Origin of the sequence: Bacillus sp. FSL K6-1005 (assembly GCF_038000225.1) — a bacterium.
Classification (GTDB): domain Bacteria; phylum Bacillota; class Bacilli; order Bacillales; family Bacillaceae; genus Bacillus; species Bacillus mojavensis.
In genome coordinates, this window is the sequence record NZ_JBBOBP010000001.1 from 1509486 (window position 1) to 1529446 (window position 19961).

11 protein-coding genes and 1 tRNA gene are annotated in these 19961 nt (G+C 44.1%); 9 read left to right on the forward strand and 3 right to left on the reverse strand.

From position 1 onward, the window contains the following. Positions 1-4 precede the first annotated feature (4 nt). Positions 5-1486 carry a glutamate synthase small subunit gene (gltD, locus tag NST16_RS08025; protein ID WP_268449356.1) on the forward strand — a complete coding sequence of 494 codons (1482 nt, stop codon included), beginning with the start codon at positions 5-7 and terminating at the stop codon, positions 1484-1486. Between the two features lie 55 nt (positions 1487-1541). Here the strand turns inward: gltD and NST16_RS08030 are convergent, their stop codons facing one another. Further along, on the reverse strand, positions 1542-2531 hold the full coding sequence (locus tag NST16_RS08030) for a zinc-binding dehydrogenase (RefSeq protein WP_340885514.1): 990 nt from the start codon (positions 2529-2531) through the stop codon (positions 1542-1544). A 128-nt stretch (positions 2532-2659) separates the two neighbouring features. Here NST16_RS08030 and NST16_RS08035 point away from each other — a divergent pair, with 128 nt between their 5' ends. Further along, a complete protein-coding gene (locus tag NST16_RS08035) occupies positions 2660-3529 on the forward strand; it encodes a LysR family transcriptional regulator (RefSeq protein WP_326217516.1) in 870 nt (289 codons plus the stop codon). Positions 3530-3786: 257 nt separating this feature from the next. On the opposite strand, the gene ggt is transcribed toward NST16_RS08035, so the two are convergent. Further along, on the reverse strand, positions 3787-5550 hold the full coding sequence (gene ggt, locus NST16_RS08040; protein ID WP_340885518.1) for a gamma-glutamyltransferase: 1764 nt from the start codon (positions 5548-5550) through the stop codon (positions 3787-3789). A 190-nt stretch (positions 5551-5740) separates the two neighbouring features. On the opposite strand from ggt, the gene NST16_RS08045 reads away from it, so the two are divergent. The 3 genes from NST16_RS08045 (at position 5741) to NST16_RS08055 (ending at position 6960) form a co-directional block, all read left to right on the forward strand. After that, entirely contained in the window at positions 5741-5971 is a 231-nt protein-coding gene (locus NST16_RS08045) for an excisionase family DNA-binding protein (protein ID WP_168747982.1), read from the forward strand. A gap of 316 nt (positions 5972-6287) precedes the next feature. Further along, complete coding sequence (locus NST16_RS08050) at positions 6288-6833, forward strand: site-specific integrase (RefSeq protein ID WP_095713036.1); 546 nt, start codon at positions 6288-6290, stop codon at positions 6831-6833. Between the two features lie 54 nt (positions 6834-6887). Continuing rightward, positions 6888-6960, forward strand: a tRNA-Arg gene (locus NST16_RS08055). A gap of 91 nt (positions 6961-7051) precedes the next feature. On the opposite strand, the gene NST16_RS08060 is transcribed toward NST16_RS08055, so the two are convergent. Continuing rightward, positions 7052-7597, reverse strand: a complete 546-nt coding sequence (locus NST16_RS08060; RefSeq protein WP_029441305.1) for an IseA DL-endopeptidase inhibitor family protein — start codon at positions 7595-7597, stop codon at positions 7052-7054. Between the two features lie 288 nt (positions 7598-7885). On the opposite strand from NST16_RS08060, the gene NST16_RS08065 reads away from it, so the two are divergent. The 4 genes from NST16_RS08065 (at position 7886) to fenC (ending at position 19956) form a co-directional block, all read left to right on the forward strand. Continuing rightward, positions 7886-9277, forward strand: a complete 1392-nt coding sequence (locus tag NST16_RS08065; protein WP_010334460.1) for an MATE family efflux transporter — start codon at positions 7886-7888, stop codon at positions 9275-9277. Positions 9278-9418: 141 nt separating this feature from the next. Further along, positions 9419-10393, forward strand: coding sequence for an aldose 1-epimerase (gene galM / locus NST16_RS08070; RefSeq protein WP_268472525.1), 975 nt, complete (start codon positions 9419-9421; stop codon positions 10391-10393). A gap of 26 nt (positions 10394-10419) precedes the next feature. Then, entirely contained in the window at positions 10420-11895 is a 1476-nt protein-coding gene (gene dacB / locus NST16_RS08075; RefSeq protein ID WP_340885533.1) for a D-alanyl-D-alanine carboxypeptidase/D-alanyl-D-alanine endopeptidase, read from the forward strand. A gap of 378 nt (positions 11896-12273) precedes the next feature. Continuing rightward, on the forward strand, positions 12274-19956 hold the full coding sequence (gene fenC, locus NST16_RS08080; protein WP_340885535.1) for a fengycin non-ribosomal peptide synthetase FenC: 7683 nt from the start codon (positions 12274-12276) through the stop codon (positions 19954-19956). Positions 19957-19961 lie beyond the last annotated feature (5 nt).

Sequence of the window (19961 nt, forward strand, 5' to 3'; positions counted from 1 at the left end):
GAACATGGGGAAACCAACTGGATTTATGGAAATCAAACGAGAAAAACCAGCTGAGCGAGACCCTCTCACTCGCTTAAAGGACTGGAAGGAATATTCTGCTCCTTTTTCAGAAGAAGCGTCGAAACGGCAGGGGGCACGGTGTATGGATTGCGGTACACCGTTTTGCCAGATCGGTGCTGACATTAATGGATTTACATCCGGCTGTCCGATTTACAACTTAATTCCTGAATGGAACGACCTTGTCTACAGAGGCAGATGGAAAGAAGCATTAGAAAGGCTTTTAAAAACAAACAACTTTCCTGAATTCACAGGGCGGGTTTGTCCCGCTCCTTGTGAAGGCTCATGTACACTAGCGATTTCCGACCCGGCCGTATCGATTAAAAATATTGAACGAACCATTATCGATAAAGGGTTTGAGAATGGCTGGATTCAGCCTAGAATTCCGAAAAAACGAACAGGCAAAAAAGTTGCCGTCGTTGGGTCGGGCCCAGCCGGACTGGCGAGTGCTGACCAGCTGAACCAGGCTGGACATTCTGTCACTGTATTTGAACGCGCAGACAGAGCGGGCGGACTTTTAACTTACGGCATTCCAAACATGAAACTTGAAAAAGGAATTGTCGACCGCCGCATTAAGTTGCTGACGCAAGAAGGAATCGATTTTGTTACAAATACGGAAATTGGCGTTGATATAACGGCTGATGAGCTGAAAGAGCAATTTGATGCCGTGATCCTTTGCACAGGAGCTCAAAAACAGCGCGATCTATTGATCGAGGGACGCGAATCAAAAGGTGTTCACTACGCGATGGATTACTTGACGCTTGCTACAAAAAGCTACTTAGATTCTAACTTTAAAGACAAGCGATTCATTGATGCGAAGGGGAAAGATGTTATCGTGATCGGAGGCGGGGACACAGGAGCTGACTGTGTGGCTACCGCTTTGCGCCAAAAAGCCAAAAGCGTGCACCAATTCGGCAAACACCCGAAACTACCTCCAGCTCGCACGAATGATAATATGTGGCCTGAACAGCCGCACGTCTTTACGCTTGAATATGCGTATGAAGAAGCAGAAGCAAAATTCGGAAGAGATCCGAGAGAATATTCGATCCAAACAAAAAAATTGGTTGCCGATAAAAACGGCAAATTGAAAGAGCTCCATACGATTCAAATGGAGAAAGTGAAAAATGAGCATGGAAAATACGAGTTCCGCGAACTGCCTGGAACTGAAAAAGTATGGCCTGCTCAGCTCGTCTTTATCGCTATCGGCTTTGAAGGCACAGAACAGCCGCTTTTAAAACAATTCGGTGTTGATTCTAATAACAACAAAATCAGCGCAGCATATGGGGATTATAAAACAAATATCGATGGTGTTTTCGCCGCAGGGGATGCAAGAAGAGGGCAAAGTTTAATCGTATGGGCGATTAATGAAGGCCGTGAAGTGGCGCGTGAAGTTGATCGGTATTTGATGGGGAGTTCCGTTCTACCGTAAATAAAGGGGATTATATAAAAAAAGAAACCGGACTGTTTGTCAGCCGGTTTCTTTTTTAATCTATTGTGATCCCGATGTTCCCAAATTGGCTACCTTCCTGCATTCTGGTATATGCTTCATGTGCTTGTTCTATAGGATATGTCCGGTCAAGCACGGGCCGAAGTTTATGTTTTTCCATAAAATGCAGCATTTCATGAAATTCATCACTGCTTCCCATTGACGTTCCCAATAGATTGATTTGCGGAAAGAATAAAGAACGCAGTGGAAAACTGAGATTATCACCCGAACTTGCACCAAAGCTGACAATACGGCCGTTTGGTTTCACATGATCAAAGTATTCTGAAAAGAGGGCCGGCCCTATGCTGTCGAGAATGACATCAGCTTTTTGTCCTTGAAGATGTTCAGACCAATTGCTGTAACTGTCAAAAGCATGGTCAGCTCCTAATTGTATTGCTCTTTTTCTTTTCTCCTGGCTTCGAGAAGTCACGCTGACAGTTGCTCCAATTGCTTTAGCCATTAATAGCGCGTAGGTTGCAACGCCGCTTCCAATTCCGGGTATCAAAATATGCTCGCCTTTTTTTAATTGGGCCTTTGTAAAAATTGCTCGATATGCGGTCAGAGCTGATAATGGCAAAACGCCTGCTTCCTCCCAGGATAGATAAGAAGGTTTTTTCACTGCGTTTTGTGAAGGAATGATCACATATTCAGCAAGTGTTCCGTTTGAAGGGCCTCCCAAAATATCCGGAACAGGAGGTACATCATCTGTTCCTTCCCAATTCAATGTCGGTAAAATCACCACTTCTGTATGAACAGCCAGATCATTTACACCTTCACCGACCGCTTCAATCATGCCAGCACCGTCAGAGCCCAGAATAAACTCAGGATCTTGTTCGGTTTTATTTTTCATGAGAAACAGGTCCCGATGATTTAATCCTGCCGTTTTCAACTTTACTTTCACTTCTCCGTATCCGGGATTTTGAGAAGGGATGTCCTGATACACTAACCCCCGAAGTCCGCTTTTTCCGTTATGAACAACCGCTTTCATGCCGTCTGCCTCCTAATTCCCTCGTAATCTATGACCTTCACATATTTTACACAGCGGTTTTCTTCAAGTAAAATGAACAAAAATGATTGTCGGTATCACTTTTAATCATAGCAAGAAGGTGACAGCGTGTGGAAAGTGGAGAATTAAAGATATTCCGGGCTGTTGCCCGTGAAGGAAGTATATCAAAAGCAGCCCGGCAGCTGAATTATGTTCAATCTAATGTAACAGCAAGAATCCATAAGCTTGAAACAGATCTGAATATCAAGTTATTTCACCGGACAAATCGTGGAATGAAGTTAACGGCTGCGGGGGAAAACCTATTACAATACGCAGATCAAGTGTTATCATTATTAGACGAAGCTGAGAAATCAGCACAATTAAATCAGCATCCGAAAGGGCCGTTGCGGCTCGGAGCATTGGAAACAACAGCGGTCACTCATCTGCCTGAACATGCAGCTTCATTCCTCAGACGTTTTCCTGAAGTTGATTTATCAGTGAACACAGGTGATACGCACAGTTTGGTTCGGCAAGTTCTAGATCATAAGGTGGATGGCGCTTTTGTGTACGGTCCTGTTGAATACACGGATATCAAACAAATTCCTGTTTCCCGTGAGGAATTGGTGTTAATATCACCGGAGGAAGGGGCGATAGAGGACATGCTTCGGTTGCCAATGCTCTTTTTTGGAACCGGCTGCTCTCATCGCGATAGGGTCAAAAGATTACTTGAGGAAGCAGGTATTCAACAGCAAAAAATCATAGAATTTGGCACATTGGAAGCCGTTATCAGAGGTGTTTCCGCTGGTTTGGGGACGGCGCTGCTGCCAAAGTCGGCCATTACCTGCTCAGCCTATCGCCAAAGGGTTTACGTTCACCAGCTTCCCGCATCATATCAGGATATGACGATCGTATTTATTTACAGAAAAGACTTTTTTATGACCAGTGCATTTCAGCGGTTTATTGCAGAATTGAATGAGACCAAATTTATTCCATCAGTCTAATCAAAAAGAGAAGATTCAGAGGGATGCTTGGATAGATTTTTGTTTTCGTAAGCTGGAAACTATTTTCAAAAAAGCATTAAGGGATTTGAATTGATTAGCTGATAAACCTTTATGCGATTCGATTTGTTGTCTGGCACATGTCTGGATGTTATATTGAACGGTATTCGTACCTTAAAGAGTTTGCGAGGACCGCGAGCATGATTAATCGTCCATAGAAAAAAACTGTACTCGGCAAAAATGAGTACAGTTTTTCTTTTTTATTTATGCTTTAAATTAATTCCAATCGCTGCACCGTTTCTGCTTGAATCGGCTACTCCTTTGAAGGTGCCGTTTTCACGGTCGATAAAAATGCTTTGCACGTTTCCGATGTCCACTGGACTTGTGCCGAATTTATGGCCCATGTCTTTTAATTTGCTGAGTACATTCTCTGGAACTCCGTCTTCGTATCTGTAGGAGCTCATACTGTTTGTGTAAATTCTCGGCTCTTCAACCGCTGCTTTTAATTCCATTCCATATTCGATATTATAGAGGATGGTTTGCAGCACGGAAGAAATAATCGTTGCCCCTCCAGGAGATCCGACGGTGAGAACTGGTTTGTCATCTTTAAACAAAATCGTCGGAGTCATGCTGCTTAAAGGCCGCTTATTCGGCTGAACTTCGTTGGCTCCGCCTGGAACCGCATCAAAATCTGTTAGTTCATTGTTTAAAATGACCCCGTAATCAGGAACCATAATGCCTGTTCCAAACAGCTGTTCAATTGTTGTGGTATAGGAAACAACATTGCCCCAGCGGTCCGCGACGGTAAAGTGTGTCGTTTGGCCGTCTACTTTATCATTGGGCTGTTCGACTTGCTTATAGTTTGCGGTTCCTTCTTCGTATTTCCAAGGATCACCGGCTTTTGGTTTTTTGTTGACTTCATCTAAACTGATTAATTGCTGGCGCTCTTTTATATAGTCGGGGTGAAGCAAACCTTTGAGAGGAACATTAACAAATTCGGGATCGCCTGCATAAGCCGCACGGTCAGCGTAAGACAAATGCATGGTTTCAGCGAGCAGATGGTATTTTTCCCATGAGCGGATATCATATTGTGAAAGGTTAAAATCATCGAGAATGTTCAGCATTTGCAGTAAGAAAACGCCGCCAGAGCTTGGAGGAGGAGTCGTTGCAATTTGATAGCCTTGATATTCCCCCCAAATCGGTTCGTCAATTGTAATATCATAATTTTCTAAATCTTTTTTGGTCATTGATCCCCCGAAATCCTGAACCGTATCAGAAAGGGCTTTGGCGAATTTGCCTTCATAAAAGGCGTCTATGCCTTTCGAACGAATGAGCTTAAAGGTTTTGGCCAAATCTTTTTGAATGAGAGTATCACCTTCTTTAAGCGGCTCGCCATTCGGCAGAAATACATCCTTTGCGGCAGTCCGTGATAATTTTTCCTGATAATCAGAAATCGCATTTGCTAACACTGAATCAATCGGAAAGCCTTTATCAGCGAGTTTAATAGAGGGGGAAATTAATTGTTTCATCGAACGGGTTCCCCATTTATCCAAAGCTTTTTCCAGCCCTTTTAGAGTACCCGGAACACCAACGGCAGTACCTTTTGTGACACGTTCAGAGAAAGGTATCGCTTTGCCGTTTTCATCGAGAAACATATCCGGAGTTGCGCCTGCGGGAGCGCGTTCGCGGCTGTCGATGATCGTCGTATCTTTTGTTTTTCCGTCATACACCATCATAAAACCGCCGCCGCCAATGCCTGACATCATCGGTTCTGTGACATTAAGCGCAAACTGAATGGCAACCGCCGCGTCAATGGCATTTCCGCCTTTTTTCAAGACGTCAGCCCCGATCTCTGAAGCGAGAGGATGCGCAGTTGCAACCATTCCGTCTTTGCCTACATCTACTTGCTTGTACTCGTCATAGCCTTTGGGCGGCTTTTTAGCTTCCGCGTGAAATGGAGCACTTCCAGCGACTAACAGAACACTAAGCAGGGCTGCTAAACAGACGTTCCATGTTTTTTTCATGTTCTCCCTCCTATTAAGCTGTTATGTTACAATCTTAGCGTAAAAAAAATACAGCGGTTTCACAAGTGACAAATGGTATATTATCTATAGCATTCAGCCATATTTCTGTGTGAAATTGATTATATTGGGGTGAGTCATGTGCTATAGTAGAACCATCGATTGGATCATTGAAACAGAAAGGACTCCCCATATGTATCTAACCATTAAAGAAACAGCAGAATATACAAATCTTTCAGAGGATTATATTAAAAATTTGGTACTCGAAGGAAAAATACGCGCCGTGCATGACGGTGATCAATTTTTAATTTATAAAGGACAATTCAAAACACATCTTGAACAGCTGGAAAATTATAAAGCGCTCGTGCAGGAAATATTAAATGAGCCGATTCCGGAAGATGTCGATGTGAAGGATGAAGACTAGGACACAATTTCAAATTGTGTCTTTTTTTGTATATTTTTTTTAAGAGCATCTCAAAAAGTGAAGCGTCAGATTGCGTTTTAAGGACCTTTTTAGGAAGGGATAGAGTAATTTGTCTCAATGATCGGAAAAGCTTCATATAAGGCTGAAAATGCCTTTTAAGAGGATAGGGTGTTTCAAAAGATCTTCTTCCCGCTTATGTAACACTATGTATATTATGTTACATAAGTGCTCCCGGACTTTGACATTCAACGTTTTTCCGCTATAATAGTAACATAGACCTCAAAACGTTACATAACGGTTTTTAAGGAGTTTTTTGATGCATATTGTACAGCCGATCCGCAGTTTAGAGAAAATTCAAGATGTAAAACATTATTTACGCAGCAAAAACAAGCGTGATTATTTTTTGTTTATTTTCGGCATTAACAGCGCGCTCCGAATTTCTGATATTTTGCCGCTTCAAGTGAAAGACGTCAGAAATAAAGACCATTTATGGGCGACTGAAAGCAAAACTAAAAAGAAAAGGAAGATTCTCATTTTAGAATCTTTGAAAGCAGAAATACACGAGTATACGAAAGATATGAAAGAAAATGAATACCTATTTAAATCTGTCCGAACCAGAAAGCCAATTTCACGCATTCAGGCATACAGAATTTTAAGAGAGGCAGCCGAAGCGTGCGGACTTGAGGAAATAGGGACCCATACGCTCCGGAAAACATTTGGCTATCACTTCTACCAGCGGACAAAAGATATCGCTGAGCTGCAGAGGATTCTTAATCATTCATCACCCTCAATTACAATGCGTTATATCGGAATCGATGAAGATACAACAAGAGCTGCTTATAAGGTATTTGGAGGGCTGTAAATCAAATGGCTTGAAAATCGTGACAATCGGAGCTACTATATAGATATTAAAAAAGCTCTAGTAGCACAGCGGATAGTGCAGCAGTTTCCTAAACTGCAGGTCGGGAGTTCGAATCTCTCCTAGAGCGTAATAAAAACAAAAAGGCAATGGTGGTTGATACGTCCATTGTCTTTTTTATTCTCAATATAAAAAAACGCCCGGGAAACGGGCGTTTTTTCTTATATAACTGCGTCAAAGCGATTTACTTTCCACTTTTTGTTCTCTTTTACAAATGTCACTTTCCGTTTTGCTGAAGGGGATCCGTCCAAAGTAGGAACGGTAAATTCATATGTGACTGTGCCGCCTTTTTTAGAAATGAGTTTAGCGGTTGATTTTTTCCAATTTAAGAGATTGTCTCCGTCACCGATCGGAACAGCCAGTTTCCCTTTTGAAACAATAAAATGATAGTCTTTAAAGCCTTTTTCAATCGCTGATTTTGAGAAAATAGGTGTTAAGTAATTCACAGCTTTTTCTTTTGTGCCAAGGTCACTGCACATGTATACGTACTGAAGATTTTGATGCTCAAATGTGCCTGATGGGCAAACTGCTTTCTTCGCTTTTGGATTGTGTCCGCTCATTGTATTCCAAAAATGCTCTCTAGCTGTTAGGGCCAGCTGCAATGCTTGTTTTTGTGATAAATCCCCGGATGTGTTTTTTGCAAATGCATTTGTGTTTAATGACAGAATAAGTGCAATAGTGGTTAGAAACAGAAGATATTTTTTCAATGTGGCTCTCTCCTTTAAAATCTCTTTCTCTTATGTTACAAATGTTACAATAGTTACGTTTAGATTACAATACTTTTGCATAAATTATTTTTTATTCTTTCATCTCACCAAAAGACTATGCTGTATCGTGCTAGCTTATTCTTGATGCTTCAAAATGTGTAAAAATAGGAGAATCGGGAAGGGTTTCATAAGTACTGTGGTGAATAGTTACATGTTGCGTGTCGTGTTCATTTCAAAAGAAACGGGAGCACGTTAGTGAAACGAGTTTAAATAAAGGAGTCATTACATATGGAAACATTACAAGAAAATCCCGTATCTAAGAAGAAGAGCAATCCATCTGTTTGGCGGTCCATGTCACTATTTTTAGTGCCGCTCCTTCTGAGCAATGTGCTGCAATCAGTCGGCCAGTTAGTCGGGATGGTCGCTGTGGGCAGATGGCTTGGTGTAGATGCGCTTGCAGCTGTCTCATCCTTTTTCCCGCTGTTTTTTCTTCTCATTTCATTTACGATCGGCATCGGTTCCGGCAGTTCCATTCTTATCGGGCAAGCCTATGGGGCAAAAAATGAGGAACGGTTAAAGGCCGTTGTCGGAACAACACTGACATTCACCTTTTTATTAGGAATTGTGTTAGCTGTGATCGGCAGTATATTCACCTTAGATATTCTGCGTCTCATGGGAACCCCGGAAAATGTAATTGATGTAAGTGTTAGGTATGCGCGTATCTTATTTTACGCAATGCCATTTATGTTTTTATATTTTGCCTATACCACATTCTTGCGGGGAACAGGCGATTCTAAGACACCGTTTTATACATTGATTGTAAGCACAGTCATCAATATAGCACTTTTACCGATCTTCATTCTCGGCATGTTCGGTTTGCCGAAGCTGGGCATTTACGGCTCTGCTTACGCAACCGTTATTTCTACAATTGTGACCTTTATCGTATTATTGGTGTATCTGCGGAAAACGAAACATCCGCTGCAATTTGATAAGACAGTGCGGCGTTATTTGAAGATGGATAAGGAACTGCTGGCGCTTCTGCTGCGTCTTGGAATTCCGTCAAGCATCAACATGATTCTCGTGTCACTATCGGAAATAGCGGTCATTTCATTCGTCAATCATTATGGTTCGGATGCGACAGCAGCATATGGCGTGGTCAACCAGGTAGCCAGCTATGTGCAAATGCCGGCTGTCAGTCTGGGTATCGCGGTGTCTATTTTCGCTGCTCAATCTATTGGAGCGAATGAGTTTGACCGGTTAAAGCAAGTAATCCGAGTCGGCATTTGGCTGAATTATATCATTGGCGGTGTGTTGATTGTCCTTATCTATCTTTTTGCACATCAGATTTTAGCGTTATTTTTGACCGAGAAAGATACACTTCATATTGCACACAAGCTTTTAATGATTACATTATGGAGCTATTTGCTGTTTGGAAATGCACAAATTATTTCTGCGACGATGCGTGCAAGCGGAACGGTTTTATGGCCGACTCTTATCAGTATTTTTGCCATCTGGGGAATCGAGGTGCCGGTTGCGTTTGTTCTGTCCCACTACACCAAGCTTGAAATACTCGGCGTCTGGGTTGGCTATCCGGCTGCGTTTGCCGTCAGCTTGCTTTTGATTTACGGGTATTATCAATTCATTTGGAAAAAGAAGCAGATTACACGTCTGATTCAATAAACTCCAAAAAAACACTGTTCATTTTTAGCAGTGTTTTTTTGTTTACGTAAAGACTAAAGGGAAAACATAAAATGGAGGAAATATTGCGCACAGAATTGAATGTATTATATAAGCATTGAACTAAGGAGAGGTTGAGTACATATGACAAATTATATTGAAAAGATGACGTATTTAGGAACACCAGCTGTCAAAGCGGGTAATGAGCACTTGGAAATGATAGTTGTGCCTGAGTGGGGAAGCAACGTCATTTCTCTCGTAGACAAGGAAACAAAGCTGCACCTTTTACGTGAACCGGAAACAACCGATAGCTTTCATGACACACCTACATTGTATGGAATCCCTATTTTGTTTCCGCCTAACCGCATAAGTGACGGAACGTTCAGCTTCCGGGGCAGAACCTATCATTTTGATATCAATGAAAAAGATAAACACCATCACCTTCACGGCTTTCTCTATGATAAAAAGTGGGACATCATTACGATGAAACAAACAGATGAAGAAGTGATTATAGAAACTGAAATTGATCTATCGGACATTCCCCATGTTTATAAACAATTTCCGCATCATGCCGTTGTACGGATGAGGTACATTTTAAATGATAACACTCTTCATAAGCATGCAACGATTATGAATAAAGGGGAGGACGCATTTCCTTGGGGGCTTGGTTACCATACGACATTCGTTTTCCCGGAAGAGAGCTCTTTATTTTCTCTCACAGCTGATCAGCAATGGGAATTGGATGAACGTTTATTGCCGACCGGAAAGCTGGTAGATATACCGAATCAGGAAGCTTTACACGAAGGAATGCTCTTGCGGCAGCAGCTTGATGATGTCTATTTATCTTCTTATCAGAAGAGAGGGGGAGAAAATCAGGCTGTCATTTACCATCAGCATGCACATCTGAATATGATCTACAAGGCGGATGAACAATTTAAGCATTGGGTTGTGTATAATGCTGATGGAACACAAGGGTATTTGTGCCCAGAGCCTTATACATGGGTGACAAACGCAGTTAACCTTGATCTCCCTTCGTCACTCACTGGCCTACAAGTGTTAGAGCCCGGTGAAGAGACGACAGTCAAAAGCAGCATCACGATTGAACGTAATCATCAATAGCCAATCAGGAGAGGCGGGATAAGAAAATGGGAAAAAGCATAAAGCTTTATTTTGTGATATTGCTGCTTTTCACCTTTGCTTCCGTTCCATATATGCACCATGCTGCACAAGCGGCTGAAGAACAGGATACACTTGCCGGGCAGATTGAAAACATTTTAGCCAATGAACCTGCTTTAAAAGGCGCAACGGCCGGCATTACCATCCGTTCTGCCGAAACAGGCGACGTCATATACGAGCATTTAGGGGATGTCCGGATGAGACCCGCCTCTTCTCTGAAGCTTTTTACAGCCGCCGCGGCACTTTCTGTTCTCGGTGAGGATTATTCTTTCACGACAGAAGTGCGGACAGACGGCCGCCTCAAAGGTCAAAAACTGAATGGCAACCTTTATCTGAAAGGAAAAGGAGATCCAACACTTTTACCATCGGATTTTGATCAAATGGCCGAAAAGCTGAAAAAATCCGGTATTAAGGTCATTAAAGGCAATCTTATCGGCGATGACTCATGGTATGATCATATCCGCTATTCGCCAGATTTGCCATGGAGCGATGAATACACTTATTACGGCGCCCAAATTTCAGCACTGACAGCGTCTCCAAATGAGGACTATGATGCAGGCACTGTGATAGTAGAAGCAAGTCCGGGAAAGAAAGAAGGACAAAAGCCAGCAATATCAATTTCACCAAAAACGGATTATGTTGCAATTGAGAATGAGGCGAAAACAGTTGAGGCGGGAAAAAAGAAAGAGCTTTCTATCGAAAGAGAACACGGAACCAATACTATTTCGATTAAAGGGAGCATACCAGTTGATGCAAGCAAGACAAAAGAGTGGATTTCCGTCTGGGAGCCGACAGGATATGCTTTAGATTTATTTAAGCAAGCCCTCAAAAAACAAGGCATTACAGTAAAAGGGAAAATCAAAATGGGCACAGCGCCCGACTCTTCTGCCGTACTGGCCACTCATTACTCAATGCCTTTGTCAAAGCTATTTCTTCCATTTATGAAATTAAGCAATAACGGACATGCCGAGGTACTAGTCAAAGAGATGGGGAAAGTGGAAAAAGGAGAGGGCAGCTGGGAAAAGGGGCTTGAAGTGCTAAACAGTACGCTTCCAAATTTCAGCGTTGATCCCAAAACACTTATTTTGAGAGACGGTTCCGGGGTTTCTCATATCGATGCCGTATCATCAAACCAAATCACAAAGCTGTTATATGACATCCAAGGTGAAAAGTGGTTTCAACCTTATCTACATGCTCTGCCGGAAGCGGGCAACAGTGACAGGATGATAGGCGGAACGCTGAGAAACCGCATGAAAGACACCCCAGCACAAGGAAAAATAAAGGCAAAGACCGGATCGTTAAGCACTGTCAGCTCTCTGACTGGCTACGCAGAAACAAAGAGCGAAAAAACGCTGGTTTTCTCTATTCTTCTAAACGGTTTGATTGATGAATCGGATGGAAAAGACATTGAAGATCAAATTGCTGTTATTTTGGCAAATCAATAAAAAACCTGTTTTCCACGAAAACAGGTTTTTTTATATGTTTTTACATTATTCCGTTTATGTATGGGACACTGAGGTGGAGAACGATTTAACATTAGCCATATAAAATCAAAAGAATAAAGAAAAATTCTAGTGATGAAATACTATTAAAAAAAGCTACTTTTATAACTTTACATTTGGAATCCTCATAAAATTAATCAAGAAAAATAAATAATTAATACTATATTCAAAAAAATGTTATAAAAATTTTATATTTTTTATTGTACTTTAAAAAAATTCGGTTAATATAATGCATATATGGATGATATAGACATATAATTTCTTTTTATTGTAATTATTTCAGTTTCTTATCCTCTTATAATGAGAATTGGAGGGAATTCGTTGAAAGAATATACTTATGGTTTAACTCATGCCCAAAGGAGAGTTTGGTTTACTGAACTGTTAGAGCCTGGTACAAGTATCTGTAATCTGACCGCCTGTGTAAAATTCAGGGGTGATGTTGATCTTGATGCTCTTCAGTTGGCTCTGAACCTTTCAATCTCCCGTAATGATGCAATCAGGTTCCAGCTGACAGAAGGAATTGAATCGGAGTCAGAGCCTCGTCTGTACCTTGCAGAAAACAAAGAATTATCACTTGAAATAATAGATTTTACAAATGCTGAAATGACAGAAACAGAGCAATGGATTCATGATCAAGCCAGAATTCCGTTTACGCTGCTTGACTCGCCTCTGTATCAATTTTATCTCCTTAGAATCCACCCTCATGAGATTTGGCTATATGCGAAATTCCATCACATTATCATGGACGGCATCTCTTTAAATTTGATGGGAAATCAAATTATTGATCTGTATCAAAAAATTAAAAAAGGGGAGCCTATACCCGATCAAAAAGAGCCGTCTTACCTTAGCTACATAGAAAAAGAGAGGCAGTACTTACAATCTTCACGTTTTGAAAAAGACCATTTATTTTGGACGCAAACCTACCAACAGCCGCCGGTGTACCACTCACTAACCGGACAGAGCACTTTACAAAAGCAGAGTACCTCCGCATCGAGAGATACCATCACACTTTCACCTTACCTAGCACATTCCATCCAAGCTTTTTGCGAAGAACAGAAAATCAGTATGATTTCCTTATTTATGGCTTCATTTTACATATGTATCAGCCGCCTCACCTCTAAAACGGACCTTGCAATCGGAACCTACTATGGAAACAGGGGGTCAAAGGCGGAGAAAGAAATGCTTGGCATGTTTGTCAGCTCCCTTCCAATCAGAAAAACGGTTGATTCTGACGCCGATTTTCTTTCCTTTGTGCGCAGTGTCGGCAGAGAACAGCTTTCAGTCATGCGCCATCAAAGATTTCCTTATAATTTGCTGGTGAATGAATTAAGAAAAGAACACAAGGATTTACACAACCTGATTGGTATATCTATGCAGTACCATCCGCTTCAATGGAAAAAAGCGGATGATTTGAACTATGAGACGGCGCTTTATTTCAGCGGATACACCGCGAACGAGCTTTCTGTTCAAATACAGGAGCGGATAGACACTGGAGCCATTCAATTAAATTTCGACTATCAACATATATTATTTTCTCTTGAGGACATTAAACGGATTCAGCACCACCTGCTTACGTTGCTGGAAAACGCGCTTCAAAACCCTCATCGTACTATAAAAGAATTAGATATGGCAGAAAAACGTGAGAAAGAAAAAGTTTTGTATGAATTTAACAGAACGAAAGCTGTTTCGCCTGCAGCTCCGACGCTGCACGGGCTGTTTGAACGTCAGGCGGCTTTGACGCCGGAGCGGACGGCCTTACGCTTTTCTGGCGGCTCGCTGACTTACGCGCAGCTTGACATGTACGCCAACAGGCTGGCAGCGCGCCTTACGGCGCACGGTGTCACGAAGGAAAGCATTGTCGGTGTTCTAAGCGAGCGGTCGCCGGACATGCTGACAGCCGTTCTCGCCGTATTAAAGGCAGGTGGAGCTTATTTGCCTCTTGATCCTGTATATCCAGAGGAGAGGCTGAGCTATATGCTGAAAGACAGCGGGGCAGCCCTTTTACTGACACAGCCGGGATTAAAGGCACCTGATTTTTCCGGAAAGACACTTGAAGTGGATCTGACGGCTCTTGCGAATGAAGAATCCGAATATCACTCTCTTCATCAAGCGGACAGCGATTCTCTCGCCTATGTGATCTATACGTCGGGCTCCACTGGACGGCCGAAAGGAGTCGCCGTTGAGCACCGCCAGGCGGTTTCCTTTCTGACCGGCATGCAGATGCAGTTTCCTTTAGAGGAAGACGACATCATTATGATGAAAACGTCTTTTTCCTTTGATGCCTCTGTCTGGCAGCTGTTTTGGTGGACGCTTTCAGGTGCTTCGGCCTATCTGCTTCCGTCCGGCTGGGAGAAAGATCCGGCATTGATGGTAAAAGCCATTCGAGAGGAAGGCGTTACAACGGCCCATTTTATTCCGGCCATGCTGAACAGCTTTTTGGACCAAGCGGAAATCGAAGCGCCGAGAAGCCTGAAGCGCGTATTCGCCGGAGGTGAACCGCTGGCCCCTCATACGGCAGCCCGTTTCGCTTCTTTGCTGCCCGAGACATCGCTCGTTCACGGCTACGGGCCGACAGAAGCAACTGTTGATGCGGCATTTTACACGTGTGATCCGGAGCTTGACAGGGATCGCTTGCGCCTTCCGATCGGAAAACCTGTGCCTGGCGCGCGTCTGTATGTGTTAGATCCGCTTGTAGCCGTACAGCCTGTCGGCGTAGCGGGAGAATTGTATATCGCTGGAGCCGGCGTCGCCAGAGGCTACTTGAATCGTCCGGAATTAACAGAAGAACGTTTTCTTGATGATCCATTTTATCCGGGAGAGCGCATGTACAAAACAGGGGATTTGGCGCGCTGGCTGCCAGACGGACAAGTGGAATTCCTCGGCCGTCTGGATGACCAGGTGAAAATCCGAGGCTACCGGATTGAGCCGGGAGAAATCGAAGCCGCGCTCAGAAGCATAGAAGGCGTGCGGGAAGCGGCTGTGACTGTTCGTACAGAAAGCGGCGAGGCGGAATTATGTGCGTATGCAGAAGGGCTCGGAAGAAACGAAGTGCGCAAGCAGCTTGAGACATTGCTTCCAGGCTACATGATTCCTGCTCATATCATTGAGATGGAACAATGGCCGGTTACCCCGAGCGGAAAGCTCGACCGAAAAGCGCTGCCTGCTCCTGACGGAGCGGCAGATCGGGAAATCTACTCAGCACCGAGAAACCTGACAGAGATGAAGCTTTCCCAGCTGTGGGAGGAAGTGCTGAAAAGCGGCCCTGTCGGCATTCACGATAACTTTTTTGACCGGGGCGGCCATTCCTTAAAAGCCACCGCGCTTGTCTCCCGGATCGCCAAGGAATTCGGCGTCCAAGTGCCGCTGAAGGAGGTGTTTGCCCATCCGACGGTAGAAGGTTTGGCTTCTGTCATCAGCGAAGGAACGGAAAGTCCGTATGAAGCCATTAAGCCGGCAGAAAAACGCGAGACCTACCCGGTTTCCTCCGCCCAAAAGCGGATGTATGTGCTCCAGCAGCTGGAGGATGGAGGCACAGGCTACAATATGCCGGCAGTCTTGGAGCTGGAAGGAAAGCTGGATCTTACAAGAATGGATGTCGTATTCAAAAAGCTGATCAAACGCCACGAGTCACTGCGGACGTCCTTTACAACGGACACAGACGGCGAGCCGGTTCAGCGCATCCATGAAGAAGTGCCGTTTACATTCCACACCTCTGTGCTCGGCGGACAAACTGAACAGGAAGCCGCGGCAGCGTTTATCCAGCCGTTTGATCTCAGCCAAGCTCCGCTGTTCCGAGGGGGAATCGTCAAGATATCAGACGGGCGGCATCTATTACTGGTCGATATGCATCACATTATTTCTGATGGTGTTTCAGTCAATACGCTCATTCGGGAATTCGGAGAGCTGTACGCCAATCAGGAGCTTCCTCCGCTTCACATTCAATATAAAGACTATGCCGTATGGCAGGAGGCCTTTAAAAAAGGAGACACGTACAAGACGCAGGAGGCGTACTGGCTGAAGCAGCTCAAAGGCGAGCTGCCTGTACTGGACCTGCCGGCTGATTACGCCCGGCCGCCGGTGCGAAGCTTCGCGGGTGATCAAGTCTCATTTACGCTCGATCAAGAACTCACAGCCGGGCTTCACAAGCTCGCACGCGAGAATGGAAGCACCCTATACATGGTGCTCCTGGCTGCTTACACAGCGTTATTGGCGCGCTTAAGCGGACAGGAAGACATCATCGTCGGGTCACCTATCGCCGGACGTCCTCACAAGGATCTTGAGCCGATACTTGGAATGTTCGTCAACACCCTGGCGCTTCGGGCACGCCCGGAGGGCGGGAAGCCATTTGCGCAATTTTTGCAGGAAGTTCGCGAGATCGCATTGGCAGCTTACGAACACCAGGATTATCCGTTCGAAGAGCTTGTCGACAAGCTCGGCGTAACGCGGGATATGAGCCGAAACCCAGTGTTTGATACGATGTTTATTCTTCAAAATATGGACAAGCAAGACATTCATCTTGGAGACATAAAAGCCCGGCCTGCAAATGTCATTCATCAAATTTCTGTATTTGACATGACGTTGATTGCAGCTGAATCAGATGGAGTCATCAAATGTGACATGGAATTTAGTACCGACGTATTTATGAGAACGACAATTGAACGCTGGGCGGCTCATTTTACCGAATTTTTGCGTGCTGCCACGTCAAATCCTAATACCACTCTCTCACAAGTGAATATACTTAGCGAAAAAGAAAAACAAAAGATTTTGATAGAACTCAACAAACCTCACGTTGAATGTTCTCAAACTGATACCGTTTTTCATCGCATGTTTGAAAAGAGGGCTGAAGAGACACCGGAGCATATAGCTGTTATTGACGGTGAAAAACAGATCAGCTATCGCCATCTCAACGAAAAAGCCAATCGTCTGGCGCGCACACTGCAAGAAAAAGGAAAAGAGAAGCAGCCAATCGTTGCTGTTTTAGCGGAGCGATCCATTGATGCTATTGTTGGTATTTTAGCCGTTATGAAAGCCGGCGGCGTGTATATTCCGATAGATTCTCATTACCCAAAAGCCCGGATTGAATATCTTCTCAAAGATAGCGGGGCTGAAATTCTTCTTTTACAGAATGAAGTAAAGCATTTGATTTCAGGCTCAGATATAGGTGATATTTCTCGTGTCTGTCTTGATGATGAAAGTTCCTATGAAGCAAAAAGTTGCAATCTTGCTTCGTCTCCTGTCCCGGAGGACTCGGCATATATCATTTATACGTCAGGAACAACCGGTGCGCCTAAAGGCGTTATCGTTACGCACCGAAACTTTGCTCATGCTGTTCTTGCTTGGCGCAGAATATATCAGCTCGATCAAATGCCTGTCAGGCTGCTTCAAATGGCGAGCTTCTCCTTTGATGTCTTTTCAGGAGATTTGGCGAGAACGCTGGCCAACGGAGGGACTCTAGTCATTTGCCCTGATGACACAAGGCTTGAGCCTGCTGAATTATATGCATTGATGAACCGCCAGCGTATCACGATCATGGAGTCAACGCCGGCACTCATTGTCCCATTTATGGAATATGTCTACCGCAATCAGCTTAGTCTTTCTGACTTAGACATTCTTATTCTTGGTTCGGATATGGTGAAAGCTCATGACTTCCAAACAATGGCGGAGCGTTTCGGAGGCAAAATGCGGTTAATCAATAGTTACGGGGTTACAGAGGCCACGATCGATTCAAGCTACTATGAAATGAATATGGGTGAAGAGTATTCGGGAGACAGCGTACCGATCGGCATCCCGCTTCCCAATGTAAAACTGTACGTACTCAGCCAGACTGATCAAATACAGCCGATCGGTATTGCCGGCGAGCTTTGCATCGGCGGAGCCGGCGTTGCCAAGGGCTATCACGGAAAATTTGAATTAACGGAAAAGAAATTTACAGAGAATCCATTTGTGCCTGGAGAAAGACTGTATAGAACAGGGGATCTGGCCTGCTGGCTTCCAAACGGCACTCTCAGACTTCTTGGCCGGATAGATCACCAAGTAAAGATAAACGGGTACAGAATCGAAACAGAAGAAATTGAAAGTGTGCTCCTCCAAACAGGACTTGTGAATGAAGCGGTTGTTACGGTTCAAAGTGATACGAATGGACAGGCTCGTTTGGCAGCTTATATTCTGCCGTCAGATGCCGATACAACGGTTCTCCGCGGTGCTCTATCAAAAATGCTGCCGGCATATATGATTCCTGCACATATCATTCCTTTGGAAAAGATGCCGCTGACATTAAACGGGAAGCTGGACAGAAGAGCCTTACCGGCACCAAATGAAGCTTTCTCGCGGCCATATACTGCACCGATTAACGAATTGCAGGGAATGACAGCGCAGATTTGGGAGGACGTGCTGAGCGTGTCTCGAGTTGGCATTCACGACTCCTTTTTTGAGCTTGGAGGAGACTCTATTAAAGCACTGCAAGTGTCCGCCCGGCTGGCAGCTGAAGGCTGGAGCATGACTATACAGGATTTATTCCGCTATCCAACAGTTCATGAGCTGAGCGGCCATATCACACCATTGACATCTCAGGCTGAACAGAGGCCTATCGAAGGTGAAGCGGATCTCACACCGATTCAGAACAAATTTTTCGATCAGCGTCATGCTTTTCGTGATCATTACAACCAATCGGTCATGCTTTTCAGCGAAAAGGGGTTTCATGCCGACGCGCTTCGTCAAGCGCTGCGCAAATTGACTGAGCATCATGACGCGCTTCGCATGGTGTTTACACAGAATCATGCCGGGCGTGTCGTTCAGTACAATCGCGGCATTCAGATCACTGAAAACGAACTGTTCGGATTACACGTGGCAGATTGGACAAAAGAACAGGCGAAAGGCACACTCTTGGAAGAAAAATTTGCTGCTGAGGAAATCGTGCTTCAAAGCAATATGAATGTAAAAGAAGGACCTTTGCTGCAAGCAGGCTTGTTTAAAACGATAGAGGGAGACCATTTGCTAATTACGATCCACCACCTCGCTGTAGATGGCGTTTCTTGGAGGATTCTGCTTGAAGATGTAGCTGCAGCCTACCAACAGTCTTTGGAGCAAACAGAGATCAAACTGCCGCCGAAAAGCGATTCTTATTTATCATATGCCAATGGTCTGGCACAGATAGCCGGAAGCCGGCAATTGTTATCAGAAATAACATATTGGCAAACGACTTTGGATGCTCATAACGTTTTTCTGCCTAAGGACAGGGCTGAATCGGACAGGCATCAAAGCAGTGCTGAAACAGCTGCGTTTGTATTAGCCAGTGACTGGACTAAAAAACTGCTGTTTGAAACGCAGCAAGCCTATGGGACTGATGCCAACGAACTTTTGCTGACTGCCTTAGGAATGGCGCTTTACGAATGGAGCGGACACGAACAAATTGTAATCAGCACTGAGGGCCATGGAAGAGAAGGACATGTTCCGAATATTGATATTTCACGAACAGTAGGCTGGTTCACTTCTATTTATCCTATCCTTCTGGACATGAGTGTACCGCATTCATCCGAAGATCAGCTCGGTTACAGAATCAAAGCGACAAAGGATAGGCTGAGAAGAGTGCCGCATAAGGGAACGGGCTACGGCTTATTAGTCCAAAAGGGAGCCATACAGCATAAAGAGCCTGAGATCAGCTTCAATTATCTTGGACAATTCAGCGAAGATGAGAGTTCGGATTTGTTTCAACTGTCTTCTTATCAGCCTCGTTACGAAATAGCTGGGGAGAGAGAAAGAGAGTATGAGCTCGATATGAATGCTTTGATAACAGACGGTCGTCTGCAAGTCAAAGCAGTTTACACCCGGGTGTTCCACGAAAACACAATTCAGAGTTTGATGGACAGCTTTCACAGTCATCTTATCGAGATCATTGAGCATTGTACAAAGAAAAAAGAACGAGAAAAGACGCTGAGCGATTTCAGCAACAAAGAATTAACGCCATCCGCATTATCTAGCATCGAAAATCTCGTTAAAGGTCTTTAACTTTT